Annotated in this window: 19 protein-coding genes; 9 read left to right on the top strand and 10 right to left on the bottom strand. The window is 61.5% G+C overall.

Annotation, left to right across the window (positions count from 1 at the left end; all coding sequences use genetic code 11):
- The first annotated feature begins 63 nt into the window (after nucleotides 1-63).
- From L4923_RS01345 to L4923_RS01335, 3 genes are read left to right on the top strand one after another with little or no spacing between them, the layout of a single operon-like run.
- Entirely contained in the window at nucleotides 64-801 is a 738-nt protein-coding gene (locus L4923_RS01345) for an SDR family NAD(P)-dependent oxidoreductase (RefSeq protein ID WP_239361492.1), read from the top strand.
- A gap of 47 nt (nucleotides 802-848) precedes the next feature.
- Nucleotides 849-1619 (top strand): SDR family NAD(P)-dependent oxidoreductase, encoded by a 771-nt coding sequence (locus L4923_RS01340; RefSeq protein WP_239361490.1) that lies wholly within the window; start codon nucleotides 849-851, stop codon nucleotides 1617-1619.
- The gene (locus L4923_RS01335) at nucleotides 1606-3309 is read left to right on the top strand and encodes an FAD-dependent oxidoreductase (RefSeq protein ID WP_239361488.1); all 1704 of its coding nucleotides are present in this window, start codon (nucleotides 1606-1608) and stop codon (nucleotides 3307-3309) included. Before L4923_RS01340 ends, L4923_RS01335 begins: the two co-directional genes overlap by 14 nt.
- 35 nt (nucleotides 3310-3344) lie before the next feature.
- Here the strand turns inward: L4923_RS01335 and L4923_RS01330 are convergent, their stop codons facing one another.
- Complete coding sequence (locus tag L4923_RS01330; protein ID WP_239361483.1) at nucleotides 3345-5414, bottom strand: oxidoreductase; 2070 nt, start codon at nucleotides 5412-5414, stop codon at nucleotides 3345-3347.
- A gap of 230 nt (nucleotides 5415-5644) precedes the next feature.
- Between L4923_RS01330 and argE the strand changes: the two genes are divergently transcribed.
- Nucleotides 5645-6814: an acetylornithine deacetylase gene (gene argE, locus L4923_RS01325; protein WP_239361481.1), complete on the top strand. Its 1170-nt coding sequence runs from the start codon at nucleotides 5645-5647 to the stop codon at nucleotides 6812-6814.
- A 4-nt stretch (nucleotides 6815-6818) separates the two neighbouring features.
- Here argE and L4923_RS01320 read toward each other — a convergent pair whose 3' ends face one another.
- From L4923_RS01320 to L4923_RS01280, 9 genes are all read right to left on the bottom strand, one after another.
- Nucleotides 6819-7754 carry a LysR substrate-binding domain-containing protein gene (locus L4923_RS01320; RefSeq protein ID WP_239361480.1) on the bottom strand — a complete coding sequence of 312 codons (936 nt, stop codon included), beginning with the start codon at nucleotides 7752-7754 and terminating at the stop codon, nucleotides 6819-6821.
- Between the two features lie 50 nt (nucleotides 7755-7804).
- Nucleotides 7805-9295: an aldehyde dehydrogenase gene (locus L4923_RS01315; RefSeq protein WP_239361478.1), complete on the bottom strand. Its 1491-nt coding sequence runs from the start codon at nucleotides 9293-9295 to the stop codon at nucleotides 7805-7807.
- 32 nt (nucleotides 9296-9327) lie between these two features.
- Nucleotides 9328-10002: a DUF1028 domain-containing protein gene (locus tag L4923_RS01310; RefSeq protein ID WP_239361476.1), complete on the bottom strand. Its 675-nt coding sequence runs from the start codon at nucleotides 10000-10002 to the stop codon at nucleotides 9328-9330.
- 9 nt (nucleotides 10003-10011) lie between these two features.
- Nucleotides 10012-10425, bottom strand: a complete 414-nt coding sequence (locus tag L4923_RS01305; RefSeq protein ID WP_054309235.1) for a RidA family protein — start codon at nucleotides 10423-10425, stop codon at nucleotides 10012-10014.
- A 186-nt stretch (nucleotides 10426-10611) separates the two neighbouring features.
- Nucleotides 10612-11886 carry a flavin-containing monooxygenase gene (locus L4923_RS01300; RefSeq protein ID WP_239361474.1) on the bottom strand — a complete coding sequence of 425 codons (1275 nt, stop codon included), beginning with the start codon at nucleotides 11884-11886 and terminating at the stop codon, nucleotides 10612-10614.
- Between the two features lie 196 nt (nucleotides 11887-12082).
- Nucleotides 12083-12784 carry an ABC transporter ATP-binding protein gene (locus L4923_RS01295; protein ID WP_239361472.1) on the bottom strand — a complete coding sequence of 234 codons (702 nt, stop codon included), beginning with the start codon at nucleotides 12782-12784 and terminating at the stop codon, nucleotides 12083-12085.
- Nucleotides 12777-13562: an ABC transporter ATP-binding protein gene (locus L4923_RS01290; RefSeq protein WP_239361470.1), complete on the bottom strand. Its 786-nt coding sequence runs from the start codon at nucleotides 13560-13562 to the stop codon at nucleotides 12777-12779. The genes L4923_RS01295 and L4923_RS01290 overlap by 8 nt, the downstream gene beginning before the upstream one ends.
- On the bottom strand, nucleotides 13559-14734 hold the full coding sequence (locus L4923_RS01285; RefSeq protein WP_239361468.1) for a branched-chain amino acid ABC transporter permease: 1176 nt from the start codon (nucleotides 14732-14734) through the stop codon (nucleotides 13559-13561). The genes L4923_RS01290 and L4923_RS01285 overlap by 4 nt, the downstream gene beginning before the upstream one ends.
- 1 nt (nucleotide 14735) lies before the next feature.
- Nucleotides 14736-15653 carry a branched-chain amino acid ABC transporter permease gene (locus L4923_RS01280; RefSeq protein ID WP_239361467.1) on the bottom strand — a complete coding sequence of 306 codons (918 nt, stop codon included), beginning with the start codon at nucleotides 15651-15653 and terminating at the stop codon, nucleotides 14736-14738.
- 288 nt (nucleotides 15654-15941) lie between these two features.
- On the opposite strand from L4923_RS01280, the gene L4923_RS01275 reads away from it, so the two are divergent.
- The 5 genes from L4923_RS01275 (at nucleotide 15942) to L4923_RS01255 (ending at nucleotide 21066) form a co-directional block, all read left to right on the top strand.
- A complete protein-coding gene (locus L4923_RS01275; protein ID WP_239361466.1) occupies nucleotides 15942-17072 on the top strand; it encodes a branched-chain amino acid ABC transporter substrate-binding protein in 1131 nt (376 codons plus the stop codon).
- A gap of 88 nt (nucleotides 17073-17160) precedes the next feature.
- Entirely contained in the window at nucleotides 17161-18252 is a 1092-nt protein-coding gene (locus L4923_RS01270; RefSeq protein ID WP_425530888.1) for an ABC transporter ATP-binding protein, read from the top strand.
- On the top strand, nucleotides 18249-19148 hold the full coding sequence (locus tag L4923_RS01265; protein ID WP_239361465.1) for an ABC transporter permease: 900 nt from the start codon (nucleotides 18249-18251) through the stop codon (nucleotides 19146-19148). The genes L4923_RS01270 and L4923_RS01265 overlap by 4 nt, the downstream gene beginning before the upstream one ends.
- Complete coding sequence (locus L4923_RS01260; RefSeq protein WP_239361464.1) at nucleotides 19145-19927, top strand: ABC transporter permease; 783 nt, start codon at nucleotides 19145-19147, stop codon at nucleotides 19925-19927. The genes L4923_RS01265 and L4923_RS01260 overlap by 4 nt, the downstream gene beginning before the upstream one ends.
- Nucleotides 19928-20028: 101 nt before the next feature.
- Entirely contained in the window at nucleotides 20029-21066 is a 1038-nt protein-coding gene (locus L4923_RS01255; protein WP_239361463.1) for an extracellular solute-binding protein, read from the top strand.
- Nucleotides 21067-21106 lie beyond the last annotated feature (40 nt).

The raw sequence follows: 21106 nt of genomic DNA, 5'->3' as shown, positions 1-21106 counted from the left end.
AGCAGACATAGGTCCGGCGCGTCTCACCATTGCGCCGGATCGCCTGCCCTTTCAGAGATCAGAATGCCAAAACAGGTTCTTCCACAAGCAATTGTAACCGGCGCGGGTTCCGGTATCGGTCGGGCTATCGCCCGCCGTCTGGCGCATGAAGGCTTTGCTGCCATCGTCGTCGACCGCGCCGCTGCGCCAGCCGATGAAACAGTGCGCCAAATACGGGCCGAAGGACACGAGGCGCGAGCGGAAATCCTCGACATCACGGATGCTACGGCAACGCAGCGCCTTGTTGACAGCGCCCCAAATTTGCGGGTGCTGGTCAACAATGCCGGCATTTTCGACGTGAAGAAATTCAATGAACTGACGGCGGACGATTTCCGCCGCATGTATGAGGTGAACCTGATCGCGATGTTCACCCTCTGCCAGCAGGCGGCTCGCGTCCTTCCCGAAGGTGGCCGCATCATCAATCTGGCTTCGCGTGCGGCTTTCGGTGCGCGCAACTACGCCCACTATGCTGCCTCGAAGGCGGGAGTGGCGGGGCTCACCAAGGCGCTCGCCCTCGAGCTGGCGGCCAAACAGATCACCGTCAATGCCATCGCGCCAGGTGTGATTATGACGGACATGCTGCTGGAGCGGCCAGACGGGGTCGCGGAATTGGCGGCGGAGCAGCCCACGGGGAAGCTCGGCAAGCCGGAACATATCGCGCATGCCGCAGCCTTTTTCGCCAGCCCATTCGCGGAATACGTCACGGGACAGGTTCTCATTGTCGATGGCGGCCGATCCGTCGGTGGCACTGCGGCTTTTTGAGGAGAACACTTTTGCTATCTCCATCTTCTTCACTGAACCCTTCGGCCTTGGACAACCGCACCGCAGTGGTGACCGGTGCGGGTCAAGGCATCGGCTTGGCGATAGCTCGAGCATTGCTCGCTGCGGGAGCGCATGTCGTGGCTGTCGATCGAGAGACGGCTGGGCTTGAGACACTAGCTGCGTCTCACCCTCGCGTGAGGTCAATTGTCGGCGATGTCACCGATCCGGCGCTTCCCAATGTGATCGACGAGGCAATGGCGGATGCCGGCCTCTCCCTGGATATCCTCGTCAACAATGCAGGGATTGCACGTGGCGCGCATGCCCTGCAGACGACGGACGAAGAGTTCGACCGCTATTTCCAGATCAATGTGCTCGGACTGTTTCGGCTCTCGCGCTGGGCGGTTGGCCACATGATGCGTCTGGGTGGTGGGGCTATCGTCAACACGGCTTCGATCTTCGGAGAGATCGGAGCGTTCAACTCCTGCGGTTATTCGGCCTCCAAAGCGGCTGTGATCGGGCTGACGCGCCAGATGGCGACCGACTTCGGGCCGAGTGGAATTCGCGTCAACGCCGTTGCGCCTGGTTTGATCGAAACGCCGCTTACTGCGGAGCGCATCCGCACGGAGGCGTGGCGACGGCATCAGATGATCGACGGCGCTCCGCTTCGCCGCGTGGGTAAGCCCGAGGATGTGGCGCGCGCCGTGCGCTTTCTGGCATCGGACGAGGCAAGCTTCATCACCGGCCAGGTACTGGCCGTCGACGGCGGATGGGCCATGGGGCGTTATCCACGCGAAGAGCCGATCCATGCCGACATCTGAACTTCCCGAGATCTGTGATCTCCTGGTCGTCGGTTCGGGTGCGGCCGGCATGGCCGCCGCGATTTCTGCAAGCCATCACGGGTTGAACCCCGTCATCATCGAGAAGGCAGACGTTTTCGGTGGCTCAACGGCGGTTTCGGGTGGCGCCATCTGGGTGCCCTGCAATCCACTGATGCAGGCTGCCGGAATGACCGACAGCCGCGAAGCTGCAAGAACCTATATCCGCGGCGAAAGCGGCAATCGCTTCAACGCCGAACTCGTCGACACCTTCCTGGAAAAAGGGCCGCAAGCGATCGCCTTCTTCCACGCCAAGACAGCGCTCAAACTATCGCATCGCACCTTTTCGCCGGACTATCATCCTGACAGCGAAGGCGCGACGGAAGGTGGCCGATCACTGGACGCGCTTGACTATGATGGGCGGCGTCTTGGCCAAAATCTCTATCGCCTGCGTCCTCCGATCGCCGACTTCACGATTCTTGGTGGCATGCCTCTTGGCCGACCGGATATCTACCATTTTCTGCGGCTGACGCGGTCCTTCAAATCAGCAGCTTATGCGGCCAAAACCGTGCTTCGCTATCTCGGAGACCGAATTGTCTGGAAACGAAATACGCGCCTCGTCATGGGTGCAGCGGTGGCAGGGCGACTTGCCGAAACCGTTTTTGAGCGTGGCATTGCGCTTCACACCAGGCATGAGTTGATCAAGCTCGTCCAGGACGGAGATGGCCGTGTCACCGGCGCGCAAGTACGCGGTCCGAATGGGACGGCGCACATTTCCGCAAGACATGGCGTCGTACTTGCGACCGGCGGGTTTCCGCACGACACTGCGCGGCGCGCCCAACGGTTCGACCATGTTTGCAAAGGCCTGCCGCATTATTCGATGTCGCCCGCATCCAGCACAGGCGGAGCGATCGCGGCAGCCGAAGCCATCGGCGCTGCCTTCATCGAGACAAACGACAACGGTGGCTTTTGGACTCCGGTCTCCTTGCTGCCCAATAAGGACGGTTCGCGGCGACCATTCCCGCATCTCTTCCTTGATCGTGCCAAACCGGGCGTTATCGCTGTCGGGCATGATGGAAGACGCTTCGTCAATGAAGCCGTCAGCTATCATGATTTTGTCCAGGGTCTCATCGCGAAGCTCTTGGAGGAAGGCCAGCGCTCGGCGTGGCTGATTGCCGACCACACCGCGCTCCGCCGCTATGGTCTGGGAGCGGCCCACGCCTTCCCGGCAAGAATAGGCAGGCATTTGAGGAGCGGATACCTGAAGCGCGGCGCATCGCTTGGCGAACTTGCGCAGCAATGCGGTATCGACACGGTGCGACTGGAACGGACTGTTACGGCCTTCAACGATGCGGCAGCAGCCGGCAACGATCCCGAATTCGGTAAGGGGACGACCAGCTACCAACGCTATCTCGGCGACGCCGACAACAAGCCCAACCCGTGTGTCAGGGCGCTCAAGGCCCCATTCTACGCGGTTGAGATATTTCCCGGCGACATTGGCACGACAATGGGGCTCGACATCACCGCCAGGGGCGAGGTGAAAAACCGCGATGGCGGTGTCATTCCGGGCCTCTACGCCTGCGGGAACGACATCAATTCGATCATGTCGGGTTCCTATCCAGGTCCGGGCATCACGCTCGGGCCTGCGCTGACCTTTGGCTATATTGTCGGTGAAACGGCGGCAACGGGTTGACTGACAATGGGAGAATAATTCCTGGCGGCGATCTTCTACCCGGCAGCCAGCGCCGTGACCTCGCGCCGGAACGGGAGAGCATCGCCGATATCCGGTTCGTCCAGTTCGCGGGCGAAACGGTGGCCGGCATAAGTTGCCCAGGCGATCGGCCCAGGTGCTTCGGCGTCGCCGAACACCTTGATCGAACGGATGCCGTTGTCGGCCCATTCTCCCCGACGTTCCTTCAATTCGTTCCAGAGCTCGTCGTTCTGCAGGCGCGAGGTTACCAGCACCACCGCGTCTGCGGCGAAGTCACGCTCGGCGCCAGTGTAGGCGCAGGCCGTGGCGACACCGCTGGACATCACGCGGGTCACGATGCGGTTGAGAACGATCTCGACGCCGAGTTCGGCCAGGCGCCGGTGGATTGCCCCTTGCTCCAGCGTGTTGCGGGTCCAGTCGGAAACATAGGCCGATGGCGTGACCAGCGTGACTTTCGCGCCTTGTCTCGCCATTAGCTCAGCCAACACGCCACCCATATAGTAGTGGTCGTCGTCGAACAGCATGACGTTGCCGTTCGGCACCTTCCCGTCCATCAAATCGTCGGGCGTATAGACTGGCATGGCCGGATCCGCCGGCATCGGCACGACATGTGCACGCGCCACGCCGTCGCGACGCCAGGTGGCGCCTGTGGCGATGGCGACATTCTCGAAGCCGAAGGCAAGGATTTCGTCGGCGGAGAGCCGACTGTCGAAGTAGATATCGACATTCGGCATCTGGCTTAGCTGGTATTGGCGATAATCGCGCACGCGCCCCCAGGCTGAGAGACCCGGCAGACGGCATTCGCGCGCGACACGCCCGCCGAGTTCCTTGCCGGCTTCGGCCAAGGCCACCTGATAGCCACGCGCGCCGAGCGCCCGTGCGGCTTCCAGTCCGGCGGGCCCTGCCCCGACGATCAGAACGGTTTCGCTGGCCCCTTTCGCCTGCATGCGTTCCGGGTGCCAGCCCTTGCGCCATTCCTCCATGAAGGTGGGGTTCTGCGTGCAACGCGAGATCGACATGGTCATGTCGCCGGTGATGCAGATGTTGCAGCCGATGCACTCACGGATGTCTTCGATACGCCCCTCCTCCACCTTCTTCGGCAAGAAGGGATCGGCGATCGACGGGCGCGCACAGCCGATGAAGTCGAGCGTGCCGGACTTGATCATCTTCACCATCACATCGGGAGAAGTGAAGCGCCCTACCCCTACGACCGGCCTGGAGGTGAGTTTCTTGATGCCGGCTACCAGGCTTTCCTGCGCGGCTTCGTCTTTGAAGCGCGAAGGGCCCGAACAATCCTCCCAGGCGCCATGAGCGAGATCCCAGAGATCAGGCAGGTCGGCGTGCATCTCGATCATGTCGCGGACTTCGGAATTGGCGAAACCAAGTTCGCCGATCATCTCGTCCAGCGAGAGCCGCAGCGTCAGCCCGCAGGTGTCGCCGATGGCGTCACGCCCCTCTTCAATCAACTCGCGCATCAGGCGCGAACGGTTCTCCAGCGAGCCGCCATACTCGTCGCTGCGCTGGTTGGTGGCGGTAGAGAGGAAATGCTGGATGATGCCGAAGCCGTGGGCGCCATAAAGGCAGACAAGATCGAAGCCGGCCAGCTTGGCGCGCTTGAAGGCATTGCGATGCCAGCGCCGCAGGTCGCGTATGTCCTGCTTGTCCATGGCGCGCGCCTGCACCGGGTCATTGGTGAAGGTGCGGATCGGCAAGGCCGTCGGCCCGCGCGGCACCTCGCGCGTGTAGAGGTTCGGCCCGTTGATGCCGGAATAGGCGAGCTGGATGCCGGCCAGCGCGCCGTGTGAGCGCATCGCGGCAGCCATTTTCGCCAATGCCGGGATGTCCTGGTCTTCCCACAACCGCAGTTCGATGAAAGGCGTGATCTCCGAGCTGTGATGCATCTCGGTCTGTTCGGTGAAGATGACGCCCCAGCCGCCCTCCGATTTCGTGCGCCGCATCTCGGCCGCAGCCGAGGGATCGCGATAGCCGCCACCGTTGCAATGCGGGACCTGATAGAACCGGTTCTTGGCGGTGACCGGGCCAATCTTCATCGGCTCGAACAGAATGTCGTAGCGGGGATCGCGCATAAACTGTCCTCCGGCTGGCATCGGGCGCTGGCAATATTTGTCGCCTATTCATAGGAGGACGGCGGCGACACAAAACTAGAGTTTTCTTCCGTGCCGCTTAGGAGCCGCCTAACGACCGTAGACATGCATACCGCCCAGAATGGCAAAGCCGATGCAGGGCAGAAGCAAATGCGAATTCAACGATCCTGCGCGCCGATGCTAGAAAGTCGCCACGAATGTGAGACGTAGCCATGAACAGCATCGATATCCTGGAAAGACTGATCGCCTTCCCGACCGTGAGCCGTGATCCCAATCTGGCTCTGATCCGCTATGTCGCTGATCTGCTGGAAGCCAAGGGCATCCAGTGCCAACTCATCCACAATCACGACGGGCACAAGGCCAACCTTTTCGCCACGATCGGTCCGACCGACCGGCCAGGCGTCATGCTCTCCGGCCATACCGATGTCGTGCCCGTCGATGGCCAGGACTGGACGCTGCCGCCTTTCGAGATGTCGAAGCTGGACGGCAAGCTGTTCGGGCGCGGTGCTGCAGACATGAAAGGCTTTGTCGCCTGCGCTGTCGCCGCGGCGCTGAAGGGAGCGGAATGCCCATTGCAAACGCCCTTGCATCTGGCCCTGTCCTATGACGAGGAGATCGGCTGCCTGGGTGTTCGCAGCCTGGTGGAGATGCTCGGCACCGCTCCACATAAGCCGTTGCTCTGCATCGTCGGCGAACCGACTTCCATGCAGGTTGCCACCGGCCACAAGGGCAAGGTCGCGGCGCGCGCGCTCTGCAAGGGGCGCGAAGGCCACTCGGCCCTGGCGCCCCTGGCGCTCAATGCCATTCACCTAGGCTGCGACTTCGTCAGCGCTTTGCGCAACGAGCAGGAGCGGCTGGCGCAGAACGGCGCCCGCGATGGCGACTACGACATCCCCTACACCACCCTCCATGCCGGCAAGATCAACGGCGGCGTGGCGCTCAACATCGTACCGAACCTTTGCCAGGTCGATTTCGAGATCCGCAACGTCGCCGCCGACAATCCGGACGTCATCCTGGAGCGGCTGCGTGGCGAGGCCGCTCGCATCGCTGCCGGTGCCGCAGATATCGCGCCCGAAGCGGCAATCGAAATCGAAATCACAAACACCTATCCGGGTCTCGATACGCCAGCCAATTCGGAAGCCGTGGCTTTCGTGAAATCGCTGACCGGAGCCAACGGCACCATCAAGGTGGCCTTCGGCACGGAGGGCGGCCTGTTCAGCCGCGATATCGGCACGCCGACCGTGGTGTGCGGTCCAGGCTCGATGGCACAGGGACACAAGCCGGACGAATTCGTCACCGTCGAGCAGATGCAGCGCTGCGACGAGATGTTGGCGAAGCTTCTGGACCGGCTGGTCGAAGGCATAGCACCAGCCAACCGATAAGCGATTATCCCACGACCCGTTCCGTCCCGAACACACCCTGTTCGACGACGAAGCGACGGCAATGCTGGATAAACGCTTGCACGGTTTGTGTGCGATGTTCCGCATTTGGCATCGCTATGCCCATGGTCAATGGACGGATGTCGCCGCCCAACGGCACGAACACCAGCGGCTTGCCGTCGGGAGATGACGTGTTGAGCGGCCGCATGTTGGCGATGCCATAGCCAAAACCGTTGGCCACCATCGAGCGCATCACTGCAATATCGCCCGTGCGCTCGGCGATATACGGTCGAAGCCCTTTTTGCTGGAAAGCAGACAGGAAATATTCGCGACTATATGGCAGGTCGAGCAGCACCATCGGTTCATTGACCAGCTCTTCCGGCGATATCAGCTCCCGGCCGGCAAGGGCGTGTGCGGGAGGCAACATGACATAGGCTGGCAACTGCATGACAGGTTCGAACGCCATGTCTTGCGATAGTTCGAGATCGTAGGTGAGCGCAGCATCGATTTCGCCTCGCTGCAGCATTTCCAGCAGTTGCCCCTGGTTGCGTTCGAACTGGCGGACACGAACATCGGGGTAGCTCTCTTCGAACCTGCGGCGCAGGGCGGGCAGGATGATCTGCGCGAAAGTAAGCAGACAGCCGATTGCCAGCGGCCCTCTCACCTTCTCGGCAATGTCGCCAGCCACATCGTGCAAGGCATCAGCGTCGGCGAGGAGACGTGCTGCTTCCTTCAGGAACACACGGCCACCAGCGGTCAGCGACAGACCGTGGGAGTGTTTGCGGACAAAGAGCTGGACGCCGAACTCCGTTTCCAGTTGGGCGATGGAGGCTGAAATCGATGGCGGCGAGACGTTCACCTGCTCCGCAGCTTTGGCAATGGATCCCGCCTCGCCCACGGCAACGAAATATTCCAGCTGTCTGAGCGTAAAACGAAGTGGCATGGCCGGCTATGTTGCCAGTTTCGGTGCGCTGATCAAGGCGTGCCGGTCTCTCAATATTTGATCCAAGTTGTCTTGAGCGCAGTGTATTTGTCCAGCGCATGCAACGACAGGTCGCGGCCGAAACCCGACTGCTTGAAACCGCCGAAAGGTGTCATCGGGCTCAGGGCATCGACTGTGTTGACCGAAACCGTTCCCGCATGCAGACGCTCGGCGATCCGGTGTGCACGCGAAAGGCTGTTCGTCCACAGCGAAGCTGCCAGGCCATAGACGCTGTCGTTGGCAATCCGGATCGCTTCCTCCTCGTCATCGAAGGCGATGACCGACAGCACAGGTCCGAAGATCTCTTCGCGAGCAAGGGTGTCTTGCGGCGACACGTTGTCGAAAATCGTCGGCTGGACGAAACTGCCGCGGCCGTTGACGGTGACCTGATCGCCGCCAGCCACCAGCCGCGCCGTCTTCTTTCCGGCTTCCACGAACCTCATGACATTGGCTGTGTGGCGTGCGTCGACCAAAGCCCCCATCTTCGAGGCCGGGTCGAGCGGGTCGCCGGGTTGGGTTGCTGCAGCGCGCGCGGCCAGCTTCTCGACCATCGCGTCCTTGACCCCGCGCTGCACCAAGAGGCGCGAATTGGCCGAGCAGACCTCGCCCTGATTGAAGAAGATACCGAAAGCCGCCATGTCGGCCGCCGCGTCGAGATTGGCGCAGTCCGCGAAGACCAGGTTCGGGCTCTTGCCGCCGGTTTCCAGCCAGACCTGCTTCATGTTGGACTGGCCTGAATACTGCAGGAACATCTTGCCGACCGCCGTCGAACCGGTGAAGGCGAGACAGTCGACATCCATGTGCCGGCCGAGCGCCTGACCGGCTGTCTCACCAAGGCCCGGAACGACGTTGAGCACGCCGGCCGGCAAACCGGCCTCCATGGCAAGCTCAGCCAGCCGCAGCGCCGAAAACGGTGACTGCTCGGCAGGCTTCAGCACGACCGAGTTTCCGGCAGCCAGGGCCGGGGCGCATTTCCAGGTCGCCATATCGAGCGGGAAATTCCATGGCACCACTGCGCCGATCACGCCGAGCGGTTCGCGCCGCACCAGAACCAGATCGCCGGGGCCGGTCGGAGCCACTTCGTCGTAGAGCTTGTCGATTGCCTCCGCATACCACTGGAAGATGCCGGCCGAGCCCGGCACATCGATGGCGGCGGCGTCCACGACCAGCTTGCCCATGTCCAGCGATTCCAGCAGGGCAAGCTCTTGCAAATTCTCGCGCAGCAATTGCGCCAGGCGCAGCAGCACCTCCTTGCGGTGCGCGGGTGTCGCCCGGGACCAGATTCCCGAGGCAAAGGCACGCCGGGCTGACGCCACGGCGCGGTCGACGTCCTCCTCGCCACAGGAGGCTACCTCGGCCAGCGTCTCGCCCGTTGCCGGATTGATGCTTGGAAAAGTGCGGCCGGAACGCGCGGCAACGAATTTACCGTCGATGAAAGCCTTGTCGCGGAAGCGGATGGCAGCCGCCTTGTCGATCCAGTCCTTGTGGCTGAGTTCGCTCATGAAGGCTCCTGCTTGCTTATTCTGCCGCGCCGTTATTCGTCGCCCGGCACGCCGTAGCTTGGCGCATCCGAAGGATTGATGGCGCGGGTCACATAGGCGTCGAGCTGCGGCTTGTAGATGTCCCAGAGTTTGGCCAGTTCCTCGATCGGACATTCTTCCGTCCAGTCGCAGCGCAGGTCAGCCACCGGCCAGGCCACCTCCCGGACGAGCTTCATGCCGGCAGAATGAACTGGACCGGCCTCGCCGCCGGCCTTCAACGCCGCCCGCATCGTGGTGATGATGCGGTCCCCGAGATGTCCTTCCGAAGCCAGGAAGGCATCGACCATCGCTTGCGGCACACCATCATTGGCGAGCAGATTGCCGCCACAGGCGACGCTTTCGCCGCGCGCCTCGGCCCAAATACCAAGCGCTTTCGGGCCCGAGTGAATGGCGCTGATGCCGGCACCATCCACGGCTAGCAGTTGCCGATGCTCCATGTAAGCGCCGGTGCGCTTCAGAATGGCTACGGCTTCACCCGCCGATGCACCACGCGCCATCAGGTCGAGTGCCCGGGTTCCCAAAGTTGGATCGGTGACGTTCTGGCTCGCCACCGCACCGACACCCGCCTGCGCGTAGGCGCAGCGCGCGGCAACCGCCGGCGAGGACGACGAGACGGCGACGCCGAACATGCCCGTGCGGCTGCATCGCGCGACGATGGAGAAGGTCATGGCCTGCCCTCAATCCGGAATGACAGCGGTGCCGTCGATCTCGACCAGCCATTCGGGGCGAGCCAGCGCGGTCACCACCAGGCCGGTCGAAACGGGGTGGACGCCCTTGATATACTCGCCCATGGTCCGGTAGACCGCTTCGCGGTGGCGGACATCGGTGATGTAGACCACCACCTTCACCAGGTGCTCCATCTTGCCGCCGCACTCTTCGATGAGCTGCTTGATGTTCTGCATGACCTTATGGGTCTGCTCGACCGGATCGTGGCTGTCGAGATTCTTGGCCGTATCCAGATCCTGCGGGCATTGTCCGCGCAGGAAGATCATGGTGCCGCGCGCCACAACGGCCTGGCAGAGATCATTGTCGAGCTTCTGCTCGGGATAAGTGTCCTTCGTATTGAACTTGCGAACCCGGGTATGCGCCATGCTTGTCTCCATCAGATCGGACTTATGGGTCGCCTCATGGGACAGTGGACCCCATGTCCGCATTTGTCGTTTCGAATATTCGTCAGGGGAGCTGAATGCTGAAAGAACAGTCTTTCTCATTGCTGATAAGGACCCGCCTAACCAGCCCCGCCAATCAGCGACGAAAACAGTTCGCAACCGGATCGGTCAGGCGTTCTCGGTCTGGCGTTTGGCGGCAGCGTGATAGGCTAGATATTTCCGCCGCGTGGAAATGCGGTCGGCAAGATGCTTGGCATCGTGCCAGACACCCCAGATGAAGCTGGAGCCCCTGCGCGACTGCCAGGGCAAGCCGAGGAAATAGACGTCAGGTTCGCTCGACACGCCGCGCTGATGCTTCGGCCTGCCCTTCTCATCGAAGGCTTCCACTTTCAGCCAGCTGTAGTCGACGGAATAGCCTGTGGCCCAGATGATCGAGGTTATCCCCGCGTCTGCCAGATTCAGTTCGAGAATGGGATCGGTCATGCAAGCCGGATCGGGATCGAGTTTGCGCGCCTCCGGTTCTTCCGGGAGGTCGAGACCATTGGCAAGGGCGTAGGCGTCGGCCTCGTCCATCAGCGCATGGTGGTTGGCATCGCCACGCGCGATGTTCTCGACGAGATCCGGCGCGAAACGCATCACGCCGTTCGCATAGCTTTCGGTGCGGCCGACGAGTGTCATGCCCCGTGCCGCCAGACGCCGGAAATCGATCGTCTCGCCGCCGCGCGCACCGCTCACGGCGATGGTGACATGCTCGGTTCCTGGTCCCGGGGTCTCGGCGTCCCACTTGTTGAGGACGCCCAGCCACCAGCAGAAGTCATAGCCGCGATAGCTACGGAACGGGCGATCGTGCGGTCCGACCGAAAGATAGACCTGCTTTCCCGTACGCGAGAGTTCATCGGCGATCTGCACGCCGGAAGATCCGGCGCCGACCACCAGCACTGCCCCTTCGGGCAGTTGCTCAGGATTGTGGTAGCTGTTGGAGTGCATCTGCATCAAACCGGCATCGTCCGGAACGATCTTCGGGATGATCGGATGCTGGAAAGCCCCCGTGGCCGCCACTACACTGTTGGCCTCTATGACGCCGGCCGAGGTTTCGACGCGGAAGCCCGGGCGCCCGACAAGCCGCCGCACTTCCTTGACTTCGACGCCGCAACGGATGGGGGCATTAATCATCTTGGCGTAGGCAACGAAATAGTCTGCGACCTGTTCCTTGCCGACAAAGCCATCCGGATCGATATCCGGAAACTCCATCCCCGGAAAACGGTCATGCCAGGCCGGCCCATTGGCGACCAACGAGTCCCACCGCTCGGACCGCCAGCGCTCTGCGATACGGTGCCGCTCGATAACGAGATGAGGCACGCCGCACTTGCTCAGATTTTCGCTCATGGCCACCCCGGCCTGGCCAGCGCCAACGACAAGCGTGTCTATTTTTTCGACCGACATTTCACGCGCCCTTCTCTGGCCTCCGGGGTTCCTGCAACCGCAGCGGAGGTCTGACTGCCCGGTTTACTGGAGGGGGCGGATCACGAAAATTACGATTTCACGTGGCAATGCTTAGCCTGTCCCTAAATGCCCGGCCGAAGCGAGCCACTTCGCTCCGGAGGCCGGCCAAGGCGGCAAATCACGGGGAGCATCCAAGTCAGAGATAAAGGCTCTTGGCCGCCTTCGACGACAACAGCTCGCGGGCCGGGCCTTCCTGCGCGACGCGCCCCTTGACCAGAACATAGCCGCGGTCGGCGATGCCGAGGCCCATCTCGGCATTCTGCTCGATGAGCAAAATGGTCGTGCCGCGCCGGTGCACTTCGCTGGTAATCTCGAAATATTCGTCGATCAGCTTGGGTGACAGCCCGAGCGACGGCTCGTCCATGATCACCAGTTTCGGTTCTCCGATAAGGGCGCGGGCGAGCGCGACCATAGCCTGTTCGCCACCCGACAGCGTGCCAGCCGCCTGGCGAAGCCTCTCGCGTATGCGCGGAAACAGGTCGCACATCTTGTCGAGCTGCGGCTGGAAATCCGGCCCGCGCCCGGAAACTGCGTCATAGCCGAGGCGGAGATTCTCCTGCACGGTCAGGCTCGGAAAGAGACGCCTCCCCTCGGGCACCAGCCCCACGCCGAGCGCGGCGAGATTCTCTGTGCCAAGAGAAGCCATGTCACGGCCCATGACGTCCACCTTGCCACGCAGCGCACGCACCACGCCGCAAACGGTCATGAAGGTTGTTGTCTTGCCGGCGCCGTTGGGACCGAGCAGGCAGACCAGTTCGCCAGGCTGCACCTTGATGCTCAGGCCGCGCAGCATCGGCACGGGGCCGTAGGCGGTGTCGACCTCTCTCAATTCAAGCATGGACGGCCGCCTTGCCAAGATAAGCTTCCTGCACGCGCGGATCGGACTTCACAGTCGCGAAATCGCCCTCCGCGATCTTGCTGCCGTAATCCACGCACATGACATGATCCGGGAAGGCTTCGACCACGCGCATGTCGTGCTCGATCAGGATCACCGAAAGTTCGGGTCGCTCCGTCCGCAGGCGACGGATATCGGCAATCAGGGCGTCGGTCTCGACTTCGTCCATCCCGACTGACGGTTCGTCGAGCAACAGCAGCTTTGGCTCGGAAGCGAGCGCGCGTGCGATTTCGAGCCTGCGCCGGTCGGCTTGCGCCAACGTGCCGGCAGGTCGGTGACGCTGCTCGAAGAGCTCGCCGGAGCTTGCCTTCAACAAAAGTTCCGCCTTTTCGACGCATGCAGCCATCTCGCGCCGCGACGCGCCGGGCAGGAACAGCGCGCCCAGAACCCCCGTCTTGGTGCGCGTGTGCATGCCGATGATGACGTTGTCGAGAACGCTCAGATCCGAAAACAGCCGCGATGTCTGGAAGGTGCGGCCGACACCCCGCGCCACGACCTGATGTGACGGATGGCCGGTGATCTCGATTCCGTCGAAACGAACATGGCCCGACGTCGGCCGATAGACACCGGTGACCACGTTGAACAGCGTGGACTTGCCTGCGCCGTTCGGTCCGATGACGGCCAGCACTTCGCCGCGGCCGATGGAGAAGCTGACCGCATTCAGCGCCACGAGACCGCCGAAGCGCATTGTCGCTTCATTGACTTCCAGCAATTGGCTCACCGGCTTTCTCCGTAGCTGCGGATGCGCTGCGGAAAGAGACCCTGCGGGCGGATCATCAGGAAGGCGATGATGACGATGCCGAAGAAGAGCAGCCGGTAGTCGGAGAAGGCGCGCAGTTTCTCAGGCAGGATGGTCAGCAGGAACGCGCCGACGATGACACCGAAAATGTTGTCCATGCCGCCGACGATCACCATCGTCATGATGGTGACGGATACCAGGAAAGTGAAATTGTCGGGCGAGATGTAGGAGACGTAGAAAGCGTAAATGGTACCGGCGAACGCTGCCAGGAAGGCGTCCACCGCAAAGGCCAGAACCTTGAACCAGGCGACGTTGATGCCTTGCGCCCGCGCAGCGATCTCGTCTGCGCGCAACGCGTTCCAGGCGAGGCCGATGCGGGAGGAATGTAAGCGGTGCGCCGTGATGATAGCCACTACCACCAGCAAGGCGGAGAGATAATAGAAATTGGCCTGGCTCGGCAATTTCCAGCCGAACACCACCAACGGGCTGGCGAAGGAGTGACCGAACAGCGACGGCGCCGGAATGCCGACCAGCCCGTTCGGACCGCCCGTCCAAGTGAAGTTGTTCAGAAGCTGCTGCACGACCACGCCGAAAGCGATGGTCACTAGCGCGAGATAGGTGTCGCGGGTGCGCATCGACGGGATGCCGATGAGGAAACCGAACAGCGTGGCCGCGATCGCTGCAGCCGGCAAAGTCAGCCAGAAGCTCAGGCCGAAATTGATGGCGAGCAATGCCGAGACATAGGCGCCGATGCCATACGAGGCACCCGTCGCGAAATTGGGAATATTGGCACTGCCGAGCTGGAAGTTGAGCGCCAGCGCCAGCACCGCGTAAAGCTGCGCGACGATGAGCAAGTGCAGCACATAGGTGTTGTTGCCGACCGCGAACGGAAACAGCAGCACGACGGCGACAGCGGTTATCAGGGCTACGACCGGCACGCGCGAGAAGCTTGCCGTGACGACATCAGCGATCTGGGGCCGCTTCTCGATCAGGTAGAAGCCTGCTCCCAGCAGGGCCAGCAGACCGATCACCTGCCAGCCACCCTCCGCTTTCAGGATTAGATAGAGAAAAGCCGCACTGAGCAGTTGGATGGAAACCGCCACAAACGCAGCCTGGCCCAGGCCAGGCAGTTCGGCAGATGTATGTGTGCTCATGCTACACCTTCACCATGACGGGGCGGCCGAGCAGTCCTTCCGGGCGGAAAAGTAGAACGCCAATGACCAACAGGAAGACGAAGACAAGCCGGTAGGAGGCGCCGTCCGGCACGAAGGTCTGGGCCAGCACCTCGATGCCGGCGATGATCAAGCCACCAAGGATGGCGCCCGGCATCGAGCCCAGGCCGCCGATAACGGCGGCGGAAAAACCGAGCAGGCCGGCCATGACGCCGAAATCGAAGCGGGTCACGCCGGCGTAGCTTGCAAAGAGCAGACCGGCGATCGCGCCAATGGCGGAGGCTACGAAGAACGTCGCGCGGAAGACACGTGTGTCACGAATACCCATCATACGCGCCACGATGCGATCTTCGGACGCTGCTCGTATCCGCAAACCCAACGGCGTCAGCCGGAGAAAGGCGAAGAGCAGAACCACCAGCACGAGCGTCAACGACACCACCAGCAGCGTGAACCAGCCGACCTGGACGCCGGCGATCTCCAGTGCCACGCCGGAAGCGAGACGCGGAAATGCGTGGGGGTTGGAGCCTTGCGGATAAAGATGGCGGATCAGTTCGCGAATGACGATACCAAGGGCAACGGTGGCGACCAGCGCCATCATCGCCGGAGCGTCTCGGAAACGGCGGATCACCACCTTGTCGAGGATGACACCGATGAGGCCGACCGCGAACACGGCGATACAGGTGGCAACGGTCAGCCAGACCGGGCCGGATACGCCGATCGCGATGGCGAGCGCCTGTGCCGCGGCCAGTGCGATGAATGGCGATGTCATCGCGACATCGCCATGCGAGAAGTGAATGACGTTGAGGACACCGAAAATCAGGCTGAAGCCGATAGCCAGCAAAGCATAGATGCACCCAAGGGTCACCCAGTTCACCAATTGCTGGACAAACAGCTCCGCCATACCACCCGCTCTCTGGAACGTTCCGATTTCTCACGGAAGCGCTCTGGCTCTTTGTTTTTATGCAATCCCGGACGGAAACCTTTAGACACTTTTCCTGGATCTGCTCGATTGGAGGCGAACGATTACCAGTGCCTCCCCAGTGAGCACATAATGAATCTCCGATGTAGCGGATAGCAATTTCCGAATTTCGCGGGCAGGTAGCGGCGCAATATAGTTGCGTCCAGATGGTGGTCCACGGACCAAAGGAACGCGGCCATCGCGTCAGAAAACGATAATAGAGGTGGAACCATGCTTAACAGGCGCCGCGCGCTCGCGCGCATTTCTTCTTTGCTGGCCGGATCCGTATTCGCGCTGTCCCTCGGGATGGCTGAGGCCAGCGCCGACCAGATCAAGCTCGGCTTCATCGGCCCTCTCTCCGGCGGCAACGCCCAGCAGGGCCTCGGTGCCCGCAACGGCTTCCTGCAAGCGATCGACGAGGCCAATGCCAATGGCTACCCGCATCAGGTAGAAGGCGTCGTCCTGGATGATGCGTCGGACCCGGCTGTCGGCGTTTCGGCTGCCCAGAAGCTGATCAACGATCCGGCCGTCGTCGGAGCCACCGGTCATTGGAACAGTTCGGTGGCACTGGCCACCATTCCGGTATTCAACCGCGCTCAGATGCCGTTCATCGTCTGGGGTGCGGTGAGCCCGAAGATCACGGAGCAGAACCTGCCCAATGTCACGCGCGTAACGCCGACGCTAGTCAATGAGAACAAGCCGCTTGCCGAGGCCATTGCCAAAGAAGGCAAGGTCAAAAAGATCGCCATCATTTCCGACACCACGGACTACGGTGCCGCCAACACCAAATGGTTCGGCGACTTCTTCAAGGAAGCCGGCGGCGAGATCGTGTTCTCCGATGCGGCGGCAGTCGGAACGACCGACTTCCGCGCCATGCTGACGACGGCGAAGGCCGCGGCTCCGGATGCGATCTACTTCGGCGGCGTGGTGACCGAGGCGGCGCTCGTGCGCAGCCAGATGGCCGACCTCGGCATGGGCTCGCTGCCGATGTACGGCATTTCGGGTATCTATGATCCGAAGTTCATCGAAATCGCCGGGGCAGCGGCCGAAGGCACGATCGTCGGTACACCCGCCGTGCAGACCAATCCGAAGCTGGAGACCTTCTACAAGGCCTATGAGGCCAAGGGTTATCCCGATCCGGCCGGCTCCTATGCGAAATACGCCTATGAAGCGACGCAGATCCTGCTCGAGGTCATCAAGGAAAAGGGCATTGAGGACAAGCAGGCGCTCAGCGAAGCCATTCGAGCGATCAAGCACGAAGGCATCCTGGGAACGGTTTCATTCGATCAGGATGGTCAGACGCAGATGCCTGTCGAGATCGACCGGTTCATGGTGCACGACGGCAAGTGGGTCAAGATGTGATCGCCCAGCCGGCATTGCCGCATCACGTGCAATGCCGGCGACCGATCGCGTTGCGACAAGCCACGCCCCTCCCGTCGAGATCGTTCAGATGAATATGAGCCGCCCCGCGCCGCAGAAGAAGGCCGTGGAGATCAAGGATGTTTCCAAGGCCTTCGGCAATTTCCAGGCCTTGAAGCCGGTCAGTTTCGACATATACGAAAACGAGTTCTTCACCCTGCTGGGTCCCTCGGGCTGCGGCAAGACCACATTGCTGCGCATGATCGCCGGCTTCGAGCAGCCATCGACCGGTGAAATCGCGCTGCGTGGCACAAACATCCAGTCCCTGCCGCCTCACAAGCGGCGGGTGAATACGGTGTTCCAGAGCTACGCGCTGTTCCCGCACATGACGCTGGAGCAGAACGTCGCCTTCGGCCTTGAAAACCTGGGTTGGCCGAAGGAGCGCCGCACTGCGCGCGTGACCGACATGCTGCGCCTCGTGCACATGGAGAAGTTTGCCAGCCGCAAGCCGCAGCAGCTTTCGGGCGGCCAGCGGCAACGCATCGCGCTCGCCCGCGCGCTCGCGCCGGAGCCGGAGGTGCTGCTGCTCGACGAGCCGCTTTCGGCGCTCGACCTCAAGCTCAGACAGGCCATGCGCGACGAACTGCGGACGCTGCAACGCCAGACCGGCATCACCTTCGTCTTCGTCACCCACGACCAGGAAGAAGCGCTCGACATGTCGGATCGCATCTGCGTGCTGGGCGACGGCGAGATCCAGCAGCTCGGAACGCCGACCGACATCTATGAAGAGCCATCCAACCGTTTCGTCGCCGACTTCATCGGCGAAACCAACTTCCTCGACGCCGAGGTGATCTCCCTCGATGGCGATCGCGCTACGGTTTCGATCCCTCTCGGCGTCACTTTGAACGCACCGCAGAAACGGGCAACCGTTGGCGGCAAGGCCGTCATGTCTATCCGCCCGGAAAAGATCAGCCTGCCCTCGCAGGACGGCCAGATTGCGACCGAAGGCACCATCGTCGGTGCGAACTATCTCGGCGGCTACACCCATTATGTAGTGGATGCGAAGGGCACCGTGCTGCGCGTTTCCAAACGTAACAGCCGGAGCCGCGATCGCACGCTGGAAGTCGGCCAATCGGTACGCCTGAGTTTCGCTGCGGAATCGGCGCGGATTCTCGGCACATGAACCAGCGCCTGAGACTACCGAGTTGGAATGTTCTGGGGCTTCTTCCGGCGCAACTGATCATGCTGCTGACGCTGATCATTCCGGTCGGCATCATCATCCTGGTGTCGTTTTCGACCCGCGGCCCTTATGGCGGCTTCGACTATGTGTTCACCACCGCACCTTACAAGCAGATCCTATTCAATGAGGGCTGGAGCGGAGAACTCGAGTTCAACCCGCAATATCTGATCGTCGTAGCAAGGACTGTCATCCTGTCTCTGGCGACCACGATCATCTGCCTCGCCCTGAGTTTCCCGGTCGCCTATTTCATCTCACTGCAGAAAACGTCTGCTAAGATGCTGCTGATCTATCTGGTGACCCTGCCGTTCTGGGTCTCGATGATCGTGCGCGTCTATTCGTGGATCATCATCCTCGGCAATGACGGAGTCATCGCCAAGGCGCTGCGGGCACTCGGGATCACCAATAATATTGGCAGCCTGCTCTTCACCGATACGGCGATGCTGATCGGCCTCGTCTATAGCTATATCCCGCTGATGATCCTGCCGGTCTTCGCCTCGATCGAGAAGCTCGACCCGGCCCTGGTGGAAGCCTCGCACGATCTCTATGGCAGTCGACTGACGACGCTTCGCCGCGTGATCTTGCCGCTCTGCCGCCCGGGCATGGTCGCCGGCGCCATACTGGTTTTCGTTCCCTGTCTCGGCGCCGTGCTGGAACCCGTTCTTCTCGGCGGCGGCAAGACGATGATGATGGGCAACCTGATCCAGTTGCAATTCGGCGCCGCCCGCAACTGGCCGCTGGGCGCAGCCATTTCCATCGTGTTGATGTGCGCGGTAATGATCTTCCTGCTGTGGCGCGGCATCCACGCGATGCGCAAGGAAGGCCGGGAGAACGGGGCGTGAACAGCAACGTTCGCCGCTATCCCGGCTTCGGCCTGTTCAGCCTGATCTTCTTCCTCTACCTCTATCTGCCGATTGCCGTTGTGGTTTTCTATTCCTTCAACGCCAACCGCATTGTCTCCAACTGGGGCGGATTCTCGCTTCACTGGTATACGACGGCGCTGTCGAATGCCGCGCTGGTTGGAGCGGTGAAGACATCGCTGTTCGTCGCCACCATCGCCACGGTGCTTTCGACGATCGTCGCGCTGATGGCAGCGCTTGTACTGGTGCGCGGCAGGAACGTACGCTTCCGGCGTGTCTCCGAGACGATCGTCAACCTGCCGCTGCTGCTGCCTGAGATCGTCGTCGCGGTGGCGGTACTCATCCTGTTTTCCGAAATGGGCCTGACGAATGGCCTGCTGAAACTTACCATCGCGCATACGACGTTCTGCATCCCCTTCGCATTCCTGCCTATACGGGCGAGATTGCAGGGCATGGACGCTGACCTGGAGGAAGCCGCGCGTGATCTCTACGCTTCGAGCTGGGTTGCCTTCCGGCGTGTGACGCTGCCGTTGATCCTGCCGGGTGTGTTCGCCGGCGCGATGCTCGCTTTCGTTATTTCCATGGACGACTTCATCACCAGCAACCTGCTCAACTCGGGTGGCGCCACGACGCTGCCGGTCTACATCTTCTCGCTGATCAAGCAGGGCGTTTCACCGCAGCTCAATGCGATCTCCACCTTGATCATGATCGTTTCCGTTGTGCTCGCCACCGTCGCCTTCCTGCTGCAACGCCGGCAGTGAAGAGAGCGAGCTTTTTCCTAAGCACCACGTCGGGCAAATGAAATTTATCGCTGGAGCCCGTTTGTTATCGTCCTTGGAAACACAACGATAAGGGGAACTCCATGTCCGTAAAAATCCGTCTCTCGATGCTGGCCGCGGCCAGCGCATTCAGCCTTCTCACCAGCCTCCCGGCATGGGCGGAAGGCTCGCTGTCAATCTATGCCTGGGCGGACTCCATCGCCCCTGAGGCGGTGGCAAAGTTCGAGAAGGAAACCGGCATCAAGGTCACCGTCGACGCCTTCTCCTCGAACGAGGATCTGCTGACTAAATTGCAGGCCGGCTCATCGGGATACGACATCGTCACGCCATCCCAGCACTTCGTGAAGATCATGATCGATAGCGGCCTGCTCGAAGATATCGGCGCCAGCTCGATGCCGGCATTCCAGCAGATCCTGCCGGAATGGCAGAAGCAATGGTGGGATCCGACCGGCAACTATTCGGTGCCCCTCGCCTATGGCAATGCCGGCTTTACCGTCAACCGCAACCTCTACAAGGGTCCGGTCGACAGCTGGAAGGTCTATTTCGAACCGTCCGAAGAACTGAAGGGCAAGATTGCCAGCCTGGCGCAGGCCGATGAAGTCATCCCCGCCGCGCAGAATTATCTCGGCATCCCCTATTGCAGCGAGGATCCGAAAGAGATGAAGCGGGTGCTGGACCTGTTGCAAGCGCAGAAGCCGTTCGTCGCCGCGTATTCGAGCGACAACATCGAAAACCGCATTGGCGGTGGCGAAGTGGCCATGCATTTCTGGTGGGATGGCAACACCATGCGGGTGCGCCGCAACGACAAGGCCAATGTCGAATACGCTATGCCTAAGGAAGGCCTCGTCGGCTGGTTGGATTCCTACGCCGTACCCAAGGGAGCAGCTAACCTCGACAACGCCAAGAAGTTCATCGACTTCATGGCCAAGGAAGAAAACGCCACCATCGAATACAACTACTATGGCCACTCCTCGCCGGTGAAGGTGGACGCCAGCAAGGCACTTTACAACAAGGAAAACGCGCCTGAGCTTTTCCCGACCGTACCGGTCAAGATGGGGCAGGCCTGCTCGCCCGCCGCTCAAGAGCTGGTCACCAAGGTCTGGACCCAGCTTCTGCAGTAGTAGCGCCCTCCACATGTCGCTCCCGCCCCAGCCCGTGGGC

The sequence above is a fragment of the Terribium retamae genome (genome assembly GCF_022347545.1).
GTDB classification, from domain to species: domain Bacteria; phylum Pseudomonadota; class Alphaproteobacteria; order Rhizobiales; family Rhizobiaceae; genus Mesorhizobium; species Mesorhizobium retamae.
The sequence above is the reverse complement of the archived record's forward strand: the minus strand, read 5'-3'. Positions and strand labels throughout refer to the sequence as shown.